Source organism: Brachyspira sp. SAP_772 (genome assembly GCF_009755885.1).
Classification (GTDB): domain Bacteria; phylum Spirochaetota; class Brachyspiria; order Brachyspirales; family Brachyspiraceae; genus Brachyspira.
On sequence record NZ_VYIX01000002.1, the window covers coordinates 110,792 to 130,770 of the forward strand.

General features: G+C 25.5%; 20 protein-coding genes. 9 read left to right on the forward strand and 11 right to left on the reverse strand.

What is annotated here, in order from left to right:
- Positions 1–12: 12 nt before the first annotated feature.
- Both GQX97_RS05690 and rsmI read right to left on the reverse strand, forming a co-directional pair.
- Positions 13–309 carry a flagellar biosynthesis anti-sigma factor FlgM gene (locus GQX97_RS05690; protein WP_157150995.1) on the reverse strand — a complete coding sequence of 99 codons (297 nt, stop codon included), beginning with the start codon at positions 307–309 and terminating at the stop codon, positions 13–15.
- On the reverse strand, positions 299–1,078 hold the full coding sequence (gene rsmI / locus GQX97_RS05695) for a 16S rRNA (cytidine(1402)-2'-O)-methyltransferase (protein ID WP_157150996.1): 780 nt from the start codon (positions 1,076–1,078) through the stop codon (positions 299–301). Before rsmI ends, GQX97_RS05690 begins: the two co-directional genes overlap by 11 nt.
- A gap of 255 nt (positions 1,079–1,333) precedes the next feature.
- On the opposite strand from rsmI, the gene GQX97_RS05700 reads away from it, so the two are divergent.
- Complete coding sequence (locus GQX97_RS05700) at positions 1,334–1,660, forward strand: cupin domain-containing protein (protein ID WP_157150997.1); 327 nt, start codon at positions 1,334–1,336, stop codon at positions 1,658–1,660.
- On the opposite strand, the gene GQX97_RS05705 is transcribed toward GQX97_RS05700, so the two are convergent.
- The 3 genes from GQX97_RS05705 to GQX97_RS05715 all read right to left on the reverse strand — a co-directional run bounded on the left by GQX97_RS05705 (position 1,657) and on the right by GQX97_RS05715 (position 4,063).
- Positions 1,657–2,460 carry a PD-(D/E)XK nuclease family protein gene (locus GQX97_RS05705; RefSeq protein WP_157150998.1) on the reverse strand — a complete coding sequence of 268 codons (804 nt, stop codon included), beginning with the start codon at positions 2,458–2,460 and terminating at the stop codon, positions 1,657–1,659. The two genes, GQX97_RS05700 and GQX97_RS05705, sit on opposite strands and share 4 nt — an antisense overlap.
- Positions 2,461–2,464: 4 nt before the next feature.
- Entirely contained in the window at positions 2,465–3,289 is an 825-nt protein-coding gene (locus GQX97_RS05710; RefSeq protein ID WP_157150999.1) for an ankyrin repeat domain-containing protein, read from the reverse strand.
- Between the two features lie 177 nt (positions 3,290–3,466).
- The gene (locus GQX97_RS05715) at positions 3,467–4,063 is read right to left on the reverse strand and encodes a regulatory protein RecX (RefSeq protein ID WP_157151000.1); all 597 of its coding nucleotides are present in this window, start codon (positions 4,061–4,063) and stop codon (positions 3,467–3,469) included.
- Positions 4,064–4,641: 578 nt separating this feature from the next.
- Here GQX97_RS05715 and GQX97_RS05720 point away from each other — a divergent pair.
- Positions 4,642–6,033 (forward strand): L-cystine transporter, encoded by a 1,392-nt coding sequence (locus GQX97_RS05720; RefSeq protein ID WP_157151001.1) that lies wholly within the window; start codon positions 4,642–4,644, stop codon positions 6,031–6,033.
- Positions 6,034–6,105: 72 nt separating this feature from the next.
- On the opposite strand, the gene GQX97_RS05725 is transcribed toward GQX97_RS05720, so the two are convergent.
- The 6 genes from GQX97_RS05725 to GQX97_RS05750 all read right to left on the reverse strand — a co-directional run bounded on the left by GQX97_RS05725 (position 6,106) and on the right by GQX97_RS05750 (position 12,650).
- Positions 6,106–6,711 (reverse strand): metal-sensing transcriptional repressor, encoded by a 606-nt coding sequence (locus GQX97_RS05725; RefSeq protein ID WP_157151002.1) that lies wholly within the window; start codon positions 6,709–6,711, stop codon positions 6,106–6,108.
- A 131-nt stretch (positions 6,712–6,842) separates the two neighbouring features.
- A complete protein-coding gene (locus GQX97_RS05730) occupies positions 6,843–7,997 on the reverse strand; it encodes a glycosyltransferase (RefSeq protein WP_157151003.1) in 1,155 nt (384 codons plus the stop codon).
- Between the two features lie 17 nt (positions 7,998–8,014).
- On the reverse strand, positions 8,015–9,166 hold the full coding sequence (locus GQX97_RS05735) for a glycosyltransferase family 2 protein (protein ID WP_232473267.1): 1,152 nt from the start codon (positions 9,164–9,166) through the stop codon (positions 8,015–8,017).
- 16 nt (positions 9,167–9,182) lie between these two features.
- Positions 9,183–10,310, reverse strand: coding sequence for a glycosyltransferase family 2 protein (locus tag GQX97_RS05740; RefSeq protein ID WP_157151004.1), 1,128 nt, complete (start codon positions 10,308–10,310; stop codon positions 9,183–9,185).
- Positions 10,311–10,326: 16 nt separating this feature from the next.
- Positions 10,327–11,490, reverse strand: a complete 1,164-nt coding sequence (locus GQX97_RS14935) for a glycosyltransferase (protein ID WP_157151005.1) — start codon at positions 11,488–11,490, stop codon at positions 10,327–10,329.
- Positions 11,491–11,501: 11 nt separating this feature from the next.
- Positions 11,502–12,650 carry a glycosyltransferase family 2 protein gene (locus tag GQX97_RS05750; protein WP_157151006.1) on the reverse strand — a complete coding sequence of 383 codons (1,149 nt, stop codon included), beginning with the start codon at positions 12,648–12,650 and terminating at the stop codon, positions 11,502–11,504.
- Positions 12,651–12,881: 231 nt separating this feature from the next.
- Here GQX97_RS05750 and alaS point away from each other — a divergent pair, with 231 nt between their 5' ends.
- From alaS to GQX97_RS05785, 7 genes are all read left to right on the forward strand, one after another.
- Positions 12,882–15,476: an alanine--tRNA ligase gene (alaS, locus tag GQX97_RS05755; RefSeq protein WP_157151007.1), complete on the forward strand. Its 2,595-nt coding sequence runs from the start codon at positions 12,882–12,884 to the stop codon at positions 15,474–15,476.
- Entirely contained in the window at positions 15,477–16,094 is a 618-nt protein-coding gene (locus GQX97_RS05760) for a HEAT repeat domain-containing protein (protein ID WP_157151008.1), read from the forward strand. It abuts the gene before it with no gap.
- A gap of 9 nt (positions 16,095–16,103) precedes the next feature.
- Positions 16,104–16,901 carry a hypothetical protein gene (locus GQX97_RS05765; RefSeq protein ID WP_157151009.1) on the forward strand — a complete coding sequence of 266 codons (798 nt, stop codon included), beginning with the start codon at positions 16,104–16,106 and terminating at the stop codon, positions 16,899–16,901.
- Positions 16,901–17,191, forward strand: coding sequence for a hypothetical protein (locus tag GQX97_RS05770; RefSeq protein ID WP_157151010.1), 291 nt, complete (start codon positions 16,901–16,903; stop codon positions 17,189–17,191). The genes GQX97_RS05765 and GQX97_RS05770 overlap by 1 nt, the downstream gene beginning before the upstream one ends.
- 58 nt (positions 17,192–17,249) lie before the next feature.
- Positions 17,250–18,221: a D-alanine--D-alanine ligase gene (locus GQX97_RS05775; RefSeq protein WP_157151011.1), complete on the forward strand. Its 972-nt coding sequence runs from the start codon at positions 17,250–17,252 to the stop codon at positions 18,219–18,221.
- A gap of 96 nt (positions 18,222–18,317) precedes the next feature.
- Positions 18,318–18,704: a Fur family transcriptional regulator gene (locus GQX97_RS05780; RefSeq protein WP_157151012.1), complete on the forward strand. Its 387-nt coding sequence runs from the start codon at positions 18,318–18,320 to the stop codon at positions 18,702–18,704.
- 400 nt (positions 18,705–19,104) lie between these two features.
- On the forward strand, positions 19,105–19,950 hold the full coding sequence (locus GQX97_RS05785; RefSeq protein ID WP_157151013.1) for a bifunctional 5,10-methylenetetrahydrofolate dehydrogenase/5,10-methenyltetrahydrofolate cyclohydrolase: 846 nt from the start codon (positions 19,105–19,107) through the stop codon (positions 19,948–19,950).
- Positions 19,951–19,979 lie beyond the last annotated feature (29 nt).

Genomic DNA, 19,979 nt, shown 5'->3' on the forward strand with positions numbered 1-19,979 from the left:
ATAAATTTATTATTATTCATCTATAGGCATAACATCTATAATAGAGTTAGCCAAAGAGTTTAGTACTTCTTTTCTTAAAGCACCGTCTTTCATGTACATTTCTAATCTTTTTTTAGCCTCAGCAACTTTTTCTTCTCTAATATCAGGAGATTGTTTAACTAACTCAACCAATCTTTTATTTTGCAAAGCTATTTTAGATTCATTAGATATTTCAAGTCTATCAGAACCTAATTGAGATGTTTTATCTGAATATTTTACTTTAGAATTAAATTGTATATTTTGTGTGCCGCCTATTTTATCAATTGTCATAATTTGACTCCTTACATAATATATTTTCGGCATTAGCTTTGCATACTTTAGATTTTCTATTGTCAATAACGATGCAAAATTCTCCTTTATCAAGTATACTATTATTGGTAAAAAAAGCAAGTATATTAGAAGCTTTGTCTCTTGTAATTTGTTCAAATTTTTTAGTTAGTTCTCTTCCGATAACAATGTAAGTATTTTCTCCAAATATGTTAACAATATCTTCTATGCATGATTTTATTCTATGAACAGATTCATATAGCACTATAATATTTTTTTCATTTGTATATAATTCTTTTAATTGATTTTTTCTTTTACCAGATTTATTTGAAAGAAAACCTACAAATAAAGTGTTGCCGGAAATACCAGAAGCAGATAGTAAAGTAGTAAAAGCAGATATTCCTCCAACAGGAATAATTTTAATGTTGTTCTCTATAGCCTTACTTATGATGCTTACACCGGGGTCACTTATACAAGGAGTACCAGCATCACTTACTATAGCAACGGAGCTTCCATTTAGAATATTATTTATATATTCATTAATTTTTTTCTCTGTTGAGTGGCTATGGTAAGAATAAACAGTTTTTTTAATATTGTAAGCATTTAGAAGTTTAAGAGTTACTCTAGTATCTTCTGCTAAAATGAAATCAACATTATTTAGTATTTTTAAAGCTCTTATAGTTATGTCTTCCATATTTCCTATAGGAGTAGCAACCACGTATATAGCAGATTGTTTTATGTTTATGTTTTCATTTAAGTTAATATTTTCCATGTATTTATTTTAATTTATAAAATATAATTTGCAATAGTTTAAATGTTTCACATGAAACATTTTGCTTTATTTTTTAAATATAAATATTTAGAAAGATTAGTTATATAAATATTTATCTCTAAATTTAAATATTAAAACAGTATAAATATTTATTAATTCATTTTCTAAATATGTTTCACATGAAACATTTTTAACCCCACCATTGCTAATTTTTAAAATGTTTTATCCGAAATTTATAGCTAAGAGGATGATAAAATGACTGAGCAAAAGTTTTACTATAAATCTAATACATTAAAAGAATTTAATTGCGATAACAATGACGAGAAATTAATACATATCTTAAATAATAAAGGTTATAATATATACTCTATTAAACAAAAAACTAATCAGCTTATACCTTACCATGAACACCCATCTGAAGAAATGGTAATAGTTTTAAGCGGTAAAATTAGATATGTAGTAGAAGAAGAAGTTGTAGACCTAGAAGAAGGGGATGTTATTAAAGTAAAACCGCATTCTATACACTCTATGATTAGTGTTGCAGAAGAAGCTTATTCTAACCTATTATTAATATTTCTTTAATTGTTAATTAATAGTTCATCTGTACTGCCTATTATATTTTCCGTATAGTCGCCATTACATATCTTATTAAAATCACAATACTCGCAGTGTGTGCCTACCCTTTTATCAAAAACTCTGTCGTATCTTATATCGTTTATTATTTCGTCAAACCACTCACCTATATATTGTATTGATTCTTTTGTAAAGTCTATTGTATCGAATTTATCTTCATCAAAATGATAATATGAACCATTGGTTACTTTAAAGTTTAATGAATCTAATATAAAAGCATAAAGTTTAAGCTGAAGTGTTTTTCTCTCTCTTTCCGTATTATCTTCACCCAAATCATAATACTTGTTTGTTTTATAATCCACTATCTGTAAACTACCGTCTGCAGATAAATCTATTCTGTCTATACGTCCAAATAATATATAATCTTTTATTTTTGTTTCTTTGTAGCTTTCTATTTGATAAGGCACTTTTTGACCAAAAGAATTAAAGAAATTTGAAAGCATGTATAATCCCTTCTCTCCAAGCTCTTTCTCTTCTTCCCTGCTATTAAAAAAAGACCTTATGCCGCTTCTCTTCCAAACCTCTCTAAATATGTTGTGCAAGCTATCTAAATTCCTCTCTTCAGCACGTAACTGATAAAACTCTTTGCAAGCTAAATGTATAGCATTACCAAATATGAAATATACATTTACTCCCCTCTTATATTTTTTAAAAGGTTTCTCTATATAAGTGTATCTATACTTTCTCGGACAAAGTAAATATGTGGACATACTATATTCGCTAAATCTTTGAAGTTTTTTTGATTCCATATTTTTATCTATTTGTATATTTGCTTAATAGTTCCACTATATCTGTATCAGAACTTAAATCAACAGCTTTATCATCATTTACATTTTCTAAATTGGCATTAGCATTATTTTTTAATAATATCTCAACTGCCTTATAACTCTGTGAAGCTGCCGCAAAATGTAAAGCACTCCAACCATCATAATCTTGAGCATTAATATTAGCACCATATTTTAATAAAGTATTTATTGCTGCTATTTCATTATTCATAGATGCCCACATTAAAGGAGTTGTTCCTGTATCATCTTCTATATCTACAAGGTTATTTATTTTCTTTGCAGAATATGATTGCATTATAGTTTCTATTATATCTGAATATCCTTTTGACGCTGCTATATGTATTGCCATGGCAGAATCTATATCATCTTTTGCCTCAAGATTAGCACCATAATTTAGAAGCATTTCAACTATTTCATTATATCCATAATAACAAGCAAGAAGAAGAGGAGTATCTCCGTCTGCATACCATTTATCATTACCATTAGTTATTATAGTGTCTTTAGGAAGCTTAACTTCCAAATCTATTTTTTTATTTTCTAGCAGCTCTTTAATTACTTCTTTATTATTATATTGAACAGCTCTATGCAATAAACTCCAACCATACTCATCTTTTATATTAACATCAGTCCCAAGTTTTATTATATTTATAGCAACATCCGTCTTGCCGTCTTTTAATGCATTAAATAATCCTTTGTCATCAGTATCATATTTTAGATTATTGTTTTGAGCATAGATATTTGAAATCGATAAAATATTAAATAAAATTATGAAGAACAACGCTATTTTTCTCATCAAGCCAGCCTCAAAATTATGTTAATTTATTTATATTATAATACATTTTTACACAATTATCAATATATCATATAAATATCTTTTTAAATAATTATATATATTTTTATATAACATTTAAAATATAAAAATAGTGAAATTATATTATAGAAAATAAATATACTATAAATATATATTGTATTAACTTTTGTGCGGCTTATATTTATCTAATAGTCTTTTTATAGAATCATATTTAAAACCCTTTCTCATTAAGGTTTTAATAATATAATCATTTCTTTTATCTTTATTTTCATAGATTTTATAATATTTTCTAATGGCATTTTTTAATGATCTTATTTCATTTTTTTCTGTTATTAGATGAGATACTCTCTCTATTGTTTTGTTTTTTAATTTAGCTTTTCTAAGTGCATCAAGAATATATTTTTTGCTTTTGCCTTTTAACTTCAAACTGTTAACAGTAATTTTTGCAAATCTTTTATCGTCTATAAGTTCATATTCTTTGCAATAAGCTATGGCATAATTAATAAATCTTTTTTTATGACCTTTTTTAAGTAACTTATCTCTAAGCATACCTTCACTTAAAAAACCTCTTCTTAATGCACTAACAGCAGATTTTTTAGCAGCAGCCTCATAAGCTTTCATTCTTATATGCGGTATTTCATCATATTCTAATTCCATACCCTCATAAATATCAAGTTCATAAGTACCGTTTTTTGGTATAGTGAAATATTCTCCGCCGGAAACTTTTATATAGATTTTATCATTTTTTAATTTCATTTTAAGAATAGTCATAAATATAATATATATCAAAAATATCAGTTTTTCAATATTATAGTTTGATAACCGCACGGTAAGTGAAACAAAAAATATAGAATAGTTTTAGATTGCATTTTCAATTAATTTTCTAACTTTGCTCAGCGTGCGTGAAACAGACTCAAAAAATTTAATAAAAGCTTGGGCGGGCTTTAACATTTCTAATTAAGCAAAAAAACAAATAAAGATTAATTTTTTAAATAAAAACATCAAATTTTAAAGGGTGGGGAATTTTAGTAAATTTTAAAATTTAAATTACATACCCCACCCTTTAAATATCTTTATCTCGTCTCTTATTTTTACTTAATTTTTCTTTTTTGTTTTTAAAAGTAATTCTTGCCCCCACCCTAGATTTTTTTAAATTTTTTGATTATACACCGCATGGTAAAATTAGCAAAAAATAAAAAATAATATTAAATTCCAACTCTAATTATTTTTCTAAATTCGCTTAACGTGCGTAAAAGCTAATCTTAATTTTGACAAACTTAAAAATTTAAGTATAATCTAAGCATTAATATAAATATCATAAGGAGTTAATTTATATGTGGGGCTATACAGTCATAAATATAATAGTTTTGCTTTTAATAATATCACTATTATATTTTATGGAAAAGAAGCATTTAAATTTCACAGTTAGGGTATTAAGTGCATTGATATTAGGTTTATTATTAGGTTTTGTATTAAGAAATATATATGCACAAAATACAGATGTTATAACTAATACTATGATTTGGTATAATGTTGTTGGAAGCGGTTATGTAAGATTATTACAAATGTTAGTTATGCCTTTAATATTTATTTCTATTACTATGGCATTGTTAAACATAAAGGGTGATTCTAATATAGCAAAGATGACTATGATAATAATAGTAATCTTGATGATAACAACAGCTATATCAGCTTTAGTTGGTATATTAATTTCTAAAGGATTCGGATTAGACGCTTCAAAGATACAAGCTATAGTTGGAGATTATTCTCAAGGAGCTTTAAATTATGAAAACAGATTAGAGGCATTTAATTCTAAACCTGTACCTCAGCAATTATTAGAGATTATACCTACAAATCCATTTAGTGCTTTAGCAGGCGGCGGCGGCTCACCTACTTTATCTGTTGTATTTTTCTCTGCTTTTGTTGGAATGGCTGCTTTGGGTATTAAAAAGAAAAAACCAGAAGTTTTTGATTTCTTTAGAAAGATAATGTTCTCTTTACATGAGATAGTAATGAGAATAGTTACTATAGTAATGAGATTAACTCCTTATGGTGTATTAGCTTTAATGGCTAGATTTATGGCTACTAGTGATTTAAAAGCTTTTGCACAATTAGGTCAATTCTTATTAGCTTCATATATAGCAATACTTATCATGCTTGTAGTTCATAGTATCATACTAATGATATTTGGATATAATCCTGTAAAATATTATTCTAAAGCATTACCTACATTAGCTTTTGCTTTTTCATCAAGAACTAGTGCTGGTACTTTGCCTATGACAGTAGATACTTTAAAAAACAAGATGGGTATATCTGAAGGAGTATCTAACCTATCAGCTTCACTTGCTGTTACTATAGGCCAAAATGGATGTGCTGGAATATATCCTGCTATGGTTGTTGCTATGATAGCACCTACTTTGGGAATAAATATTTTTGAACCTGTATTTTTAATAAAGGTTGTAATAATAATAGCTATAGGAAGTTTTGGTATAGCTGGCGTTGGAGGCGGTGCTACTAATGCCGCTCTTATTACACTTTCTGCTTTAAACTTCCCTGTTGAATTGGTTGCTATACTTTTAGGAATAGAGCCATTAATTGATATGGGAAGAACTATGCTTAATGTAAATGATGGTATGATAACAGCTGCTGCTGCTGGAAAGATTTGTAAGGAAGTAGATATGAGTAAGTTTAATTCAAATATTGCAGCCAATTCTGAAAATTCTTAAAGTGTAAAAAATATAAAAAATAAAAAGCCCTCCTGATTAAAAATGTCAGAAGGGTTTTTTATTATAAAAAATTTATTTTATCAATTTTTTCATATATCTAAAGAAGTCTTCTTTTTCTTTTGGTGAAATCATACAAGTATTTAAAAACACTTCCATAATCTCCTGATTAACACTAGCCATAGCAGCCTTAACTGCCAAAGCCTGATTAAGTATATCTCCACAATATTCACCTTTAATGAGCATTTTTTTCATTCCATTTATCTGACCTTCTATTCTATTTAATCTAATTATAAGTTTTTTTCTTTTTTCTACAATTTCCTCTCTTCCAAATTTAGAAACTTTAGTATCATCTCCTAAATATTTGTTCCAAGCTTTAAGTCCGCCTTCAAGTACATATAAATTATCAAAGCCTACACTTTTCATATATGAAGCAGCATCAATACTTATTTTACCAACGGAACAATAAATTAAGTAATTGATATTTTTATCAAGTTTTTCTACTTCTCTTTTAAACACTCTAGGTCTTAAAAAATCTATTAATAAGGAATTTTCTATCATTCCCTCATAATTATGCTCTAATTCTGTTCTTACATCCAAAATTATAAAATCATCTAATTCTTCCATTTTTTTTTCAAATTCTGAAGGTGTTAATACAATAACTCCGTTGTCTAATGTCATATGAAATCCTTGAACTTTTAAATAATATCATTATATATTATATAACAAAAATTAGTTTTTACAAAATATTTTGTATTATTTTTTAATTAAAATAAGATCTTTTAATATAATAAAATATATTAATAAATAGTTTATTTTTTTAATGTTATTCTTATTCCAAAAATATATATAATTTTTTTATCTTCAAAATTATCTATACCAAATAACTTTATTTTGCTATTTTGTTTCTCTATAATATTATTTATTTTACTATCTAATAATTTAATTTGTTCAAATAATTGTTTTTGTAATAAATATTTTTCATAAGTATCATTGTTTTTTATTAATAGATATTCTAAATATTTATCTTTATCTATATCAGTTTTAGAAACATGTATTTTAGAAATAAAATTATGTATGTAACTATAAAATGCTGCTTTATTATTTTCTGTTGATATATTAAAAACATAAAAACAAGAAGCAAACACATTTGGATATAAATCGTTTAGTAAATCAGGTATTCTTTCATTATAATATTTGATAATATTGTTCATATTATCAATTATATATATTGACCTATTTATTTCTTTTTTGTATTTATCTACTATAGAATTTTTTCTTATTCTATAATAATATATAGCCTTATTATTATGAGATAATTTTGGTGCATGTAATAATATTCTAAGTGTTAATTCTGTATCATATCCTGCCCCTATTTTAGCTTCATTAGAGAATAAATTGTTTTTTATTAGAAATTCTTTTTTATATAATTTAGCCCATAAATTAAAATTTGTAGTTTCTATATTTTTTTTATAGAGTTTTTTTAAAGAAGCTTCTGACTCATATTCTATGTAATTTGAAATATTATTTTTCTGCTCGGCAGATAAAATATTTTCTATATGAAGCCAGTATTTATTTAACTTTCCATTTGTATTTGTATATATATTAAGAGTCTGTACAATATCAGAATTGTATTTTTTTGCTGTATTATACATACATTCTAAAAAGTTCAAAGAAATATAATCATCAGGATCTATGAAATATAAATATTCTCCTTTAGCTAATTTTTCTCCTATATTTCTAGTATATCCAACTCCTCTGTTTTCATCGTTTTGTAATATTACGATTCTATCATCTTTTTTAGCATATTCATCCAATATTTGATAGCTATTATCAGTAGAACAATCGTCTATACATATTATTTCAATTTCTTTTAATGTCTGATTAATTAAACTATCCAAACATTCTTTTAAATAAGGCTCTACATTATATACAGGTGCAATTATTGTTATTTTAATATTTTCCATAGATGTATTATCCATAATTATTTTTTATTTTTTAATGTTATTTTTATTCCAAAAATATATATAATCTTTTTATCTTCAAAATTATCTATACCAAATAATTTTATTTTGCTATTTTGTTTCTCTATAATATTATTTATTTTACTATCTAATAATTTAATTTGTTCAAATAATTGTTTTTGCAATAAATATTTTTCATAAGTATCATTATTTTTTATTAATAAATATTCTTCATATTCTAAATATTCTTTTATATTTAAAATAGCCAAATCTTTTCTTATATGTATAGATAAAGCAAAATCATGTAAATATTGATAACATTTTTTTCTATTAATTTCATTAGATAGTGAAAATAAATAATAAGGGCAATTCCAAGTTTTTATATATATATAATCCAAATATTCTATTTTATTTTGTTTATAATAGAGTATTGTATTTTGCATCTGTTCTATAGTAATGTTCCAATATTCTACATCTTTTATAGATGTATCAATAGAAGAATTATCTCTTGTCCTATAATAATATTTTCCTAAATTATTGAATGACATTTTAGGATTGTTAATTATCATTCTCATTATGAAATCTGCATCTTCTGAAGAACCTATTTTATCTTCAATAAATGATAATTTGTTTTTATTTATAAATTCTTTCTTAAAAATTTTATTCCAAACAGCATATGTAATAAGATCTTTTGATAATATATTTATATTTTCTATTTTTGTTTCTGATTCATATTCAATATCTAATTTTGATATTTTATTAAAATTATAGTAATGGTAAGATATTTTAGAATTAGTATCTGAATATATATTTATGTTATTGCTAATATCTGAATTAAATTTTTTTGCTGTATAATATAAAGATTCAAAATAGTCATTGGATATATAATCATCAGAATCTATAAAACCAATATATTCTCCTTTTGAATTATTAATGCCTTTATTTCTAGATTTACCAGCACCACTGTTTTTTTCATTTTGAAATATTCTTATTCTACTATCTTTTTTAGCATATTCTTCTAAAATCTGATAACTATTATCAGTAGAACGATCATCTATACATATAATTTCAATTTCTTTTAATGTTTGATTAATAACACTATCCAAGCATTCTCTTAAATATGGTTCAACATTATATACAGGTATTACTACACTGACTTTTATATTATCCACAATAATTTTCTCCTTACTATTTTTTTAATGTTATTCTTATTCCAAAAATATATATAATTTTTCTGTCATAAAGTCTCTCAATACCAAAAATTTTAATCTTCTTTTTTCTTTTACTAAGAGCATTATTAATTTTTTTATCCAATTCATCTATTTTATTAAATAATTCTTTGGTCAATAAATATTTTTCATAAGTGTTATTATTTATTATTAATAAGTATTGGTTATACAAATTTTCATATGTTATAGATTTATCTAAAAATATACTATTAGCAAATTCATATAAATGCTCATAAAACAAAGGGTTATTTCCTGATAGATTAAATAATCCATTTATATCACGCCAACATATTTTGTATATGTGTCTTAATAGTAGATCATTATTTTTTTGTTTGCAATAATTTATAGAGTTATACAGGTGCTTTATAGCTTGAACATTATTTTCCAGATTATTTTTAGATGTTTGAACTATTGAATTAGGATTTATTCTATGGTAATATATAGATTTATGATTATATGAAGTTTTAGGATTATTTAACATAAATCTATAATAAAAATCAGCGTCTCCCCATCTTGCTTTTATTTCCATAAAAAATAATTCATTGTTTGTTATGAATTCTCTTTTTAATAAGTGATTCCAGACAGTTACGAAAGGATATTCTTTTTCTCCATATTTTTGGTTTAAAATGCTTATTGTTGATTCGCCTTCTAATATGTTTTCAGATATTATTTTTTCTGAGTACAGAAGATAATAAGATATTTTATCATTTTCTATTTTTAGAATATTTAAATTACTTACCATATCTGAATCGTATTTTTCAGCAGTTATGTATAATTGTTCTATATAATCTAATGATAAATAATCATCAGCATCCATAAAATATAGATATTTTCCTTTTGAGTTTTTTATTCCTATATTTCTAGTTATTCCAACACCAACATTATTTTCATTTTTTAATAAAATTATTCTGTTGTCTTTTTTAGCATATTCTTCTAAAATCTGATAACTATTATCAGTAGAACGATCATCTATACATATAATTTCAATTTCTTTTAAAGTTTGATTAATAACACTATCCAAGCATTCTCTTAAATAAGGCTCAACATTATATACAGGTATTACTACACTGACTTTTATATTGTCCATAATAATCTTATCCTTATTATTTTTTGATTGTTATTTTTATTCCAAAAATATATATAATCGTTTTATCATTAAATTTTTTTATACCAAATAATTTTATTTTGTTGTTTTGAATTCTATTTATTTTGTCATCTAATTGATTAATTTTATTTTCAATATTATTAATACATTCAAATAGTTTTTTTTGTAATAAATACTTTTCATATGTATCATTATTTTTTATTAGTAAATAATCTATATAAAAAAATTTAGGTGATATTTCTTTTAATAGAAAAATAGTATTAGTAAAATCATGTACATATTTATAAATAATTTCTTTATTAACAAAATTCTCAAATCTATAATGTATGGACTGAAATACTCTTAAATATATATAATTTAACATATCTGAATTATTATTTTTGTATAAATCTATAGAGTTATTTAATAAATTTATTGCTACTATAATAGTGTTTGTATCTCTAGTTGATATATCAACAGAAGATAATTTTCTTTGCCTATAATAATAAATAGAATTATGATTATATGATGTCGTTGGTTTATAAAATAATATTCTATATATAAAATCTACGTCTTCAGAATATGATTTCTCTCCAAAAAAGAATAAATTATTATTAATTATAAAAGATCTTCTATATATTTTATTACAGCTGCTTACCCAAAAATGCTCTTTATTCATATCTTTAACATTAACTAAATTAATATCACTTTTCCCATCTATACTATATTTTAATTCTTTTTTTTCTTTTTCTGTTATAAAATTATATAAATTCAAATTATCATGATATGATTCTTTACCTTCAACTGATTTCCAAATATTGCTTGTATATGAGATATCAGAATTATATTTTTTAGCTGTATTATATAAATCATAAAAATAATTTTTAGAAAGATAATCATCAGAATCTATAAAACTAATATATTCGCCTTTTGATTTTTTTATTCCCTTATTTCTGCCAAAAGAAGGCCCGCCTACATTTTTTTCATTTTGTAATACTATTATTCTATTATCTTTTTTAGCATATTCTTCTAATATTTGATAACTATTATCAGTAGAACAATCATCTATACATATAATTTCAATTTCTTTTAATGTTTGATTAATAACACTGTCTAAACATTCTCTTAAATAAGGTTCAACATTATATACAGGTATTATTACACTTATTTTTATATTATCCATAAAAAACCTAATTATTTTTTCTTTTTTATTGTAATTTTAATTCCAAAGAAATATATAATTATTTTATCATGCATATTATAAATTCCAAAGAATATTATTTTACTACTAATATTATCATTAATTAAATCAATTTTATTTTTTACATAGTTTAAATCATCAAAAATAAAACTATTTAATAAAAAATTTTCATATTTATTGTTTAATTTTATCAACATATATTTATAATATTTTAATTTATCCATTAAAGTTTCATTTAATATAAGTTGATTAGCTAATTTGTTAATATTATTATACTCTTTTATTTTGTCTATGTTTTTATAAAATGTAAAATGTGAATAGAAGTCATTGAACATAATAATTTTTATTCGTTCTATATTATCATTATCATCATTCGTACTATATCTATTTAGAATATCAAATATTCTTTTATAAAATGGATATAAACTTATTTTGCTTCTAGATAGAGAATTATTTAATATTCTTTGATAGTATATAGCATTATGATTATAAGAAAATGTTAAATTTTCCATTAATATTTGGTAAAAGAAATGATTATCTTCAGAGCCATCATCTTTTCCATCATAATAAGGCATAAATTTTATTCCATTATTTATAATAGAAGTTTTTTTATATAATTTATTCCAACAAACAAGATATGGGTATTCTTCACTATTATATTTTAATTGTTTGATATTTATATTAGATTTACCTTCTAATTTATTTTTGTTTTTTATATGTTTATTAATATTATACCAAGAATATGTTATATCATTATTTTCATTAATATAATATACATTAAGAGTGCTTACTATATCAGTATCATATTTAGTTATAGTATCATATAAATTTTTTATATAATCATTTTTTATATAATCGTCAGCATCTATAAATCCAATATAAGTTCCTTTTGATAACTCTATTCCTTTATTTCTAGCAGTAGAAGGACCACCTGTATTTTTTTCATTTTTGAGTATTATTATTCTATTATCTTTTTCAGCATATTCTTCTAATATTTTGTAACTATTATCGGTAGAACAATCATCTATACATATAATTTCAATTTCTTTTAATGTTTGATTAATAACACTATCCAAGCATTCTCTTAAATATGGTTCAACATTATATACAGGTATTATTACACTAACTTTTATATTACTCATAAAAAAAAATAAATCCGAACAAAACTTTAATTTATTATTAATTCTTGTAATTATAAATCAATATATACTATTGTCAATTGCAAAATATATATAAAATTAGTTTTATTATAAGGTATTACATAGTTTATTTGTAAATTTAGCTTGCAAAACGGGTGATTTAATTATATTATTAATGAATAAATTTTTAGTATAGTAATTTTATTTAATATATAATGTTATAGTGGAGATATTATGACACATTTAGAGTTGAGAGAAAAGTTCAAAGAGTTTTTTAAAAGTAAAAAACATGCTATAGAAAAATCATCATCATTAATACCAATAGATGACCCAAGTTTATTATTTACAACAGCGGGTATGCTTCAATTTAAGCCATACTATGCTGGTATAAAAAAAGCACCATATTCAAGAGTTGCTACTATACAGAAATGTTTTAGATTGTCAGATTTAGAGAATATTGGTAAAACAGCAAGACACCATACATTTTTTGAGATGTTTGGTAATTTTTGTTTTATGGGTGATTATTTCAAAAAAGAGGCTATTGAGTTTGCTTGGGAGTTTTCTACTCAGGTGATAAAGCTTCCTGTTGAGAGAATATATGTATCTGTTTATGAGAAAGATGATGAGGCATTTAAGCTTTGGAATGAGCATATAGGAATACCAAAAGAGAAGATTGTCAGGCTTGGAAAGAAGGATAATTTTTGGGGACCTGCGGGAGATTCTGGAGCTTGCGGACCTTGCAGTGAGCTTTATATTGATATGGGTGAAGAGAAAGGGTGTGGAAAACCTGATTGTTTTGTGGGCTGTGATTGTGAGAGATATTTAGAGTTTTGGAATTTAGTATTCAATGAGTTTTTTCAAGATGTTGATGGCAATTTAACTCCGCTTCAGAATGTTGGTATAGACACAGGAATGGGGCTTGAGAGACTTTGTTATATTGTACAGGGTGTTGAGAGCAATTATCAGACTGATGTAATGAAGCCTATAGTTGATGCTATTTTAAATAAGCTTAATGTTAAATATGAAGGAAACAATAAAACAAAAATAAATTTATTAGCTGACCATTTAAGGGCGTTGGTATTTGTTTTGGCTGAAGGCTGTAAACCGTCTAATGAGGGAAGGGGATATGTTTTAAGAAGACTTTTAAGAAGAGCTTTAAAAACTGCTAATGATTTAGGGCATAAAGGAGCTTTCTTAAATGAGCTTACTTCTTCTGTAATTAATGTTTATAAAGATATATATGATTATCTTCCAAAAGAAGAAGAGAATATTAAAAAGATATTAAAAGAAGAAGAGAATAAATTTTTAAGTACAATATCTGCTGGTATGAATAAGCTTTACAGTGTAATGGAAGAAAACAAAGAAAGCAAAGTAATATCAGGTAAAGATGCTTTTATGCTTTTTGATACTTATGGACTTCCTTTTGATATCACAGAAGAAGAAGCTAGCGACCATGGTTTTACTGTTGATAAAAAAGGTTTTGAAGATGCAATGGAAGAGCAGAAAAAAAGAAGTAGAGGAACAGGAGAAGATAAAAAATCGAAGTTTGGTTTTGTTGAAAATTATGAAACAAAATATGTTGGCGAAGATAGAGAGAGTTTAATTAACGGAGTAAAATCAAAGATAGTAGCTTTATATGAGAACGGAGAGAAGAAAGAGAGTTCATCATCTTCTAATGTTGTTGTAATTACAGAGTCATCGCCTTTTTATGGAGAGATGGGCGGACAGGTTGGAGATAATGGTTTTATAGAAATTTCTAGCGGAGAAAGTTTAAAAGTAGTAGATACACAGAAAAAAGAAAATACTATTATACATATAGTTGATTGCGGCAACAAAACTTTAAAAGTTGGAGAAGAGATAAAACTCATAGTTAATTTCAACAGAAGAAGTGCTATAAGAAAAAACCACACAGCCACTCATATACTTCAAAAAGTTTTAGAATTAACGCTTGGAAATCATATTAATCAGGCAGGAAGTTTTGTTTGCGAAGATTATTTGAGATTTGACTTTACTCACCCTGATTCTATTAATGAAGAGACTCTAATAAACATAGAAAATCAAGTTAATGAAATAGTATTTAAATCAATGCCTGCAGTAATAAAATATATGCCGAAAGAAGAGGCAATAGCTTCTGGGGCTAAGGCATTATTTGGAGAGAAGTATCCAGACACTGTAAGAATACTTGATATTGGCGAAGGATTTTCTGTTGAGCTTTGCGGGGGAAGCCATTTGACAAATACATCTGAAGTTGGTTATTTTCATATAGTAAGTGAAGGTTCTGTTGCAAGCGGTGTGAGAAGAATTGAAGCTATTACTGGGCTTAATGCTGCTAGAGAGGCTACTAATTTATTTAATAAAGTAAAAAGTTTAAGCCATATACTTAATGCAAATAAAGTAGAAGAGCTTACAACTAGAGCTGAAAACTTACAAACAGAAATAAAAAAATTACAAAAAGAAAATAAACAATTAAAAACATCTGGTTCATCTTCTAAAGCATTTATTGATAATTGTGAAAATTTAAATGGAATTAAGTTTTACAATTTAGAGTTTGATGAAGATATAAAAGACATAAGGCTTTATGCTGACACTATAAAAGAGAGAGTTAAAGATTCTATAGCCTTTATGATAAGTAAAACAAATAAATCTATAATAGTTCAAGTTACTGGAAAAGCTTTGAAAGAAAAAAACATATTGGCTAATTCTTTAATTAAAGATATAATATCAGCTGCAGGCGGCAGAGGCGGCGGAAAGGATAGTTTTGCTCAAGGCTCTATAGAAAATATCGAAAAAGCAAAAGAGGCTATTAATAAAATAAAGAGTAGTTTATAAATGAAAAAAGTTTTAAGCATTATCGTTATAATATTATTTTCTGTATCTTGTTCACAGAAAGATTTAACTTTAAGAAGGCTTGATGATGTTAATAAAGCTTCAAAGAAATTGCAGGATAATAAAGATGATGAAGAGGTATTATTAGAAGTACTTAATGCTGCACAAAATGGCGGAAGAGAGGTTAGAGCAGAGGCTATATGGGTGCTTGGAAATATTGAGGCAGAGATAGCTTATAGTGATTTTTTGAAGTCTAGTGTTGAAGACCCTGATTTTAATGTGCGTTGTTTATCAATACATGGTTTAGGCAGGCTGGAAGCTAAAACTCCTGAGGCAATAGACAGTATAAAGAGAGCTATATCTGATACTGATTTACAAGTACAAATAGAGGCTTTAAAAGTTGCTGGTAATTTAAAAGCTCCTGAACTTTTAAATTCCATACTTGGAAGTTTATCTAGTAAAAACAAGTGGGTGAGAATGGCGGCTATTGAAGCTTTGAAAGATTATGATGATAATAGGGTGGACCGCTCTCTTAATTTGCTTTCTTCTACGGATAATGATTATGCTGTGAAATCTACTATAGAGCAGGTTTTAAAATATAGAAATGAAAAAGGAATGTAAGAATAGTATATGCTTTTTAATAAAAAAATAATTTATTTATTAATAATTTTTTCTTTTATAAATATTTTTATTTTTTCATGCAGAAGCATGGGAAATTCTGTTGTAGTTATAGATGATATAATATCTACAAATAGAATAGTTGCTGTTGCTTCTTTTACTTTCCCAAAAAGTATGACTAATGTAAATATAGATAGATTAAAATATTTAAATACAGAAATATATGCTGATGTTGTATTAAATAGTTTTATAAGTAATTTTAATTCTCAAAGTGAGTTAATAAAACTTGTAACTTTAGAAGAGGCTTTAGGAGATTCAGCTTTTTCTAAACTTCCAAATCATTATATATTGGGTTCAGATTATGTGGCTGCTACTGGTACTATAGCTACAAACAAATTAGATGATAATACTATTTCTTTACTTAAAGATAAGAATATATCAGGAGTTATGTATGCTAATTCTGAGATGTCTTTTTGGGCGCAGAGAATTGATATAAACTTTGATATATATGATTTAAATGGCGAAAATTTATGGTTGGATACTTTAGAAGGATATTCTTATTATATTATAGGGGACACTGGTTCTCCTACTAAACAGATGAATTATCAGATAGTGATAGCTGATGTTATAAAGTTTCAACAGAAGCATGCTGATGAATTATATATTATAATAGATGAGGCAATATCTAACGGAGTATACAATTTAAAAAACAAAGTGCCGTATGCTTTTAGTACTAATGATATTTTGTTTACTCAAAAGACATTTAGTTTAACTAATGAAGATTATGCAAAAAAGGCAGGTATTAAATAATGGCAGATAGACAAAAAATAGAATTAACTTTTAGTGATATTGATGAGTTTAAGTTTAAAAGACCTTTAAAAGGTTATATTACAAAACTTGATGATGATAGGTATATTATTAGCAATGATGATTTAGCTATTAAGGGAACCGGTAAAACACCTAAAGAAGCTGCTGAGATGATTAAGGATCAGTTTATTAATTTGGCTAATGATGTAATGTATAAGTCTAAATATGCTCCATTAAGCGAGAGAGAGAGAAAAAAGGTAAGTATTATACAATCTATATGTGATATTATTTAATATTATATATAGATTTTTTATCATCAAAAAACTTCTATTAATTTTTTAGGAATTAAATATGCTATTAACTACTGAATTAAAAAATAAAATATTGAAAGAATTTCAAGGAAAAAAAATAGCCGTGCTTCATGGAGGCATAAGCGACGAGAGGGAAGTTTCTCTTAGAAGCGGCAAGAATGTTTTTGAAGCTTTAACTTCTTACAAAGAATTAAAAGACAACACTATATTGATAGATGTTAAAGACCATTATGAATTGGTGGAAACTCTAAAAAAAGAAAATGTTGAATATTGCTATAATATATTGCATGGCACTTTTGGAGAAGACGGTACTATTCAAGGGCTTTTGGATTGTCTTAATATTAAATACACAGGCGAAAATACATTAGTTAGTTCTCTTTGTATGAATAAGGTTTATACAAAAAGAATATGGCTTTCTTCTAATGTTTCTACTGTTGATTTTCAGCTTCTTGAAGATGCTATAAAAAATAATAATATCTCTTTTAATTTCCCTATAATATTAAAACCTATTTCAAGCGGTTCTAGTGTGGGTGTTTCTTTAATAAAAACTGAAGATGAATTTGAAAATATTGTTAAAGATATAAAAGATACTCATAATTATTTTTTAGAGCCGTACATTAAAGGCAAAGAAGTAACCGTTGGTCTTGTACGTGATAATGATGATATATATGTGTTTCCTATACTTGGCATTAATCCTAAAAATGAAATATATGATTATGATGCTAAATATACTCCGGGAAAAACAGAGATGGAGATACCTGCAAAATTAGATAAACAATTAGAAAATAAATTAATAGAAAATTGTAAAAAGGCTTATGATGTTTTAGGCTGTGTGGGTCTTTGCAGAATAGATGCTATAATTGCTGAAGATGGTTTTATTAATTTGATGGAAGTTAATACTCAAGGCGGCATGACAAATACTTCTGATATACCAGCTATGGCAAAAAATATTAATATGCCTTTTGAAGATGTTGTTTTATATATACTTTCTCTAGCATACAAAAATGTATAAAATTATCTATTGACAAATGGTTAAAATTAGTATATCATTCTAAATGAGATTAATTATTAATTATAAATAATTTCTTCATAAGAGGTTTATAACAATATGAACAACACTAGAAACACAATACAAAAACAAGTAATATTAAATGCTGTAAGGGAATTAAAAAATCACCCTACATCAGAAGAGGTTTATAATTATATTAAACCAAATTTCCCGTCTATTAGTTTAGGAACAGTTTATAGAAACCTTAATTTGCTTTCTGAAAACAATGAGATACAAAAGATTTCTATAATAGATGATGCTGTGAGATTTGACCATATCACTAATGAACACTATCACTTTCAATGTGATAAATGCAAAAAGTTAATAGATATTAATTTGCCTTATAATAAAGAATTAGATGAAGCTGTTTCTAAAAAATATAATGTAGAAATAAATAAACATGACATTGTATTTATAGGCGTTTGTAAATCTTGCAAATCAGAATAATTTTTTATTAAAAGAGTAAGTATTTTCTTTTATACTTAAAACATTGTAAATAAAAAAAATAATTTTTTTTATTTTTATCTCTAAAAAATATAGAATAAATTAATTATTTTCATTCTAAAGGAAATAATGTATGTTTTTATTTTATTCAACTTTTTCCTGTAGCAAAAAGTTGCAAAAAGTACAAATGCTTTGATTTTATATTTTAGTAATATGTATCAGATGCAGTTCTTTTGGTTCTTTTATACCAATACCGAGTAGGTGCCTATCGGCAAAAGAACTGGGGTGCGGGGCAAAGCCCTGCAAATATTTTTTTAAAAAATCTTTTTTTCTATACACTTGTTTTTTATCTCTAAAAAATATAGAATAAATTAATTATTTTCATTCTAAAGGAAATTATAACATGCCAGCTAATATACTTGATGTAAGAGAATTATCAAAAAGCATAAGAGCAGAAATTAAAGAGAAGGTTGCTTTTTTAATTAATAAGCCTAGAATAGATTTTGTTTATTTTGATGATGATAAATCTACAGAGTTATATTTCACTCATGCAAAAAAGATGGCAGAAAATGTTGGAATGGTAGGCGAGCTTCATAAGCTAAGCACAAATACAACAGAAAAAGATTTCATCACTCTAATAGAATATTTAAACGAAGAGAAAGATATTAGCGGTATAATGCTTCAAATGCCTTTGCCTAAGCATATAAGAAGAGAGGTTGTTTACGAGACTATATCCACAAAAAAAGATATTGATGCAATAAGCAATTTAAATCTTGGCAGAATTTTAACTTCTAATGATGAATTAATTCCTTGCACTGTAAGAAGTGTAATGACAATACTTGAGCATTATAACATAAAAATAGAGGGTGCTAATGCTGTGGTTGTTGGAAGGAGTGAGATAGTTGGAAAGCCTCTTGCTTTATCATTATTAAATAAATCTGCTACTGTTACAATAGCTCATTCAAAAACTAAAGATTTAAAAAGTGTTTGCAAGAATGCTGATATATTATGTGTGTCTATTGGAAAGGCAGAGTTTATTGACGGGGAATATATAAAAGATAATGCTGTTGTTATAGATATAGGAATCAATGTTCTTGAAGATGGTTCTATTAAGGGAGATGTAAAGTTTGATGAGGCAGTTAATATTGCATCTATGATAACCCCTGTACCTAATGGCGTTGGAAGTTTAACGACAACAATGCTTCTTTCAAACTTGCTTTACTTGCATACGAAGTATAATAATAATTAAATTTATTGAAAAAATAAAGTTATATTTTT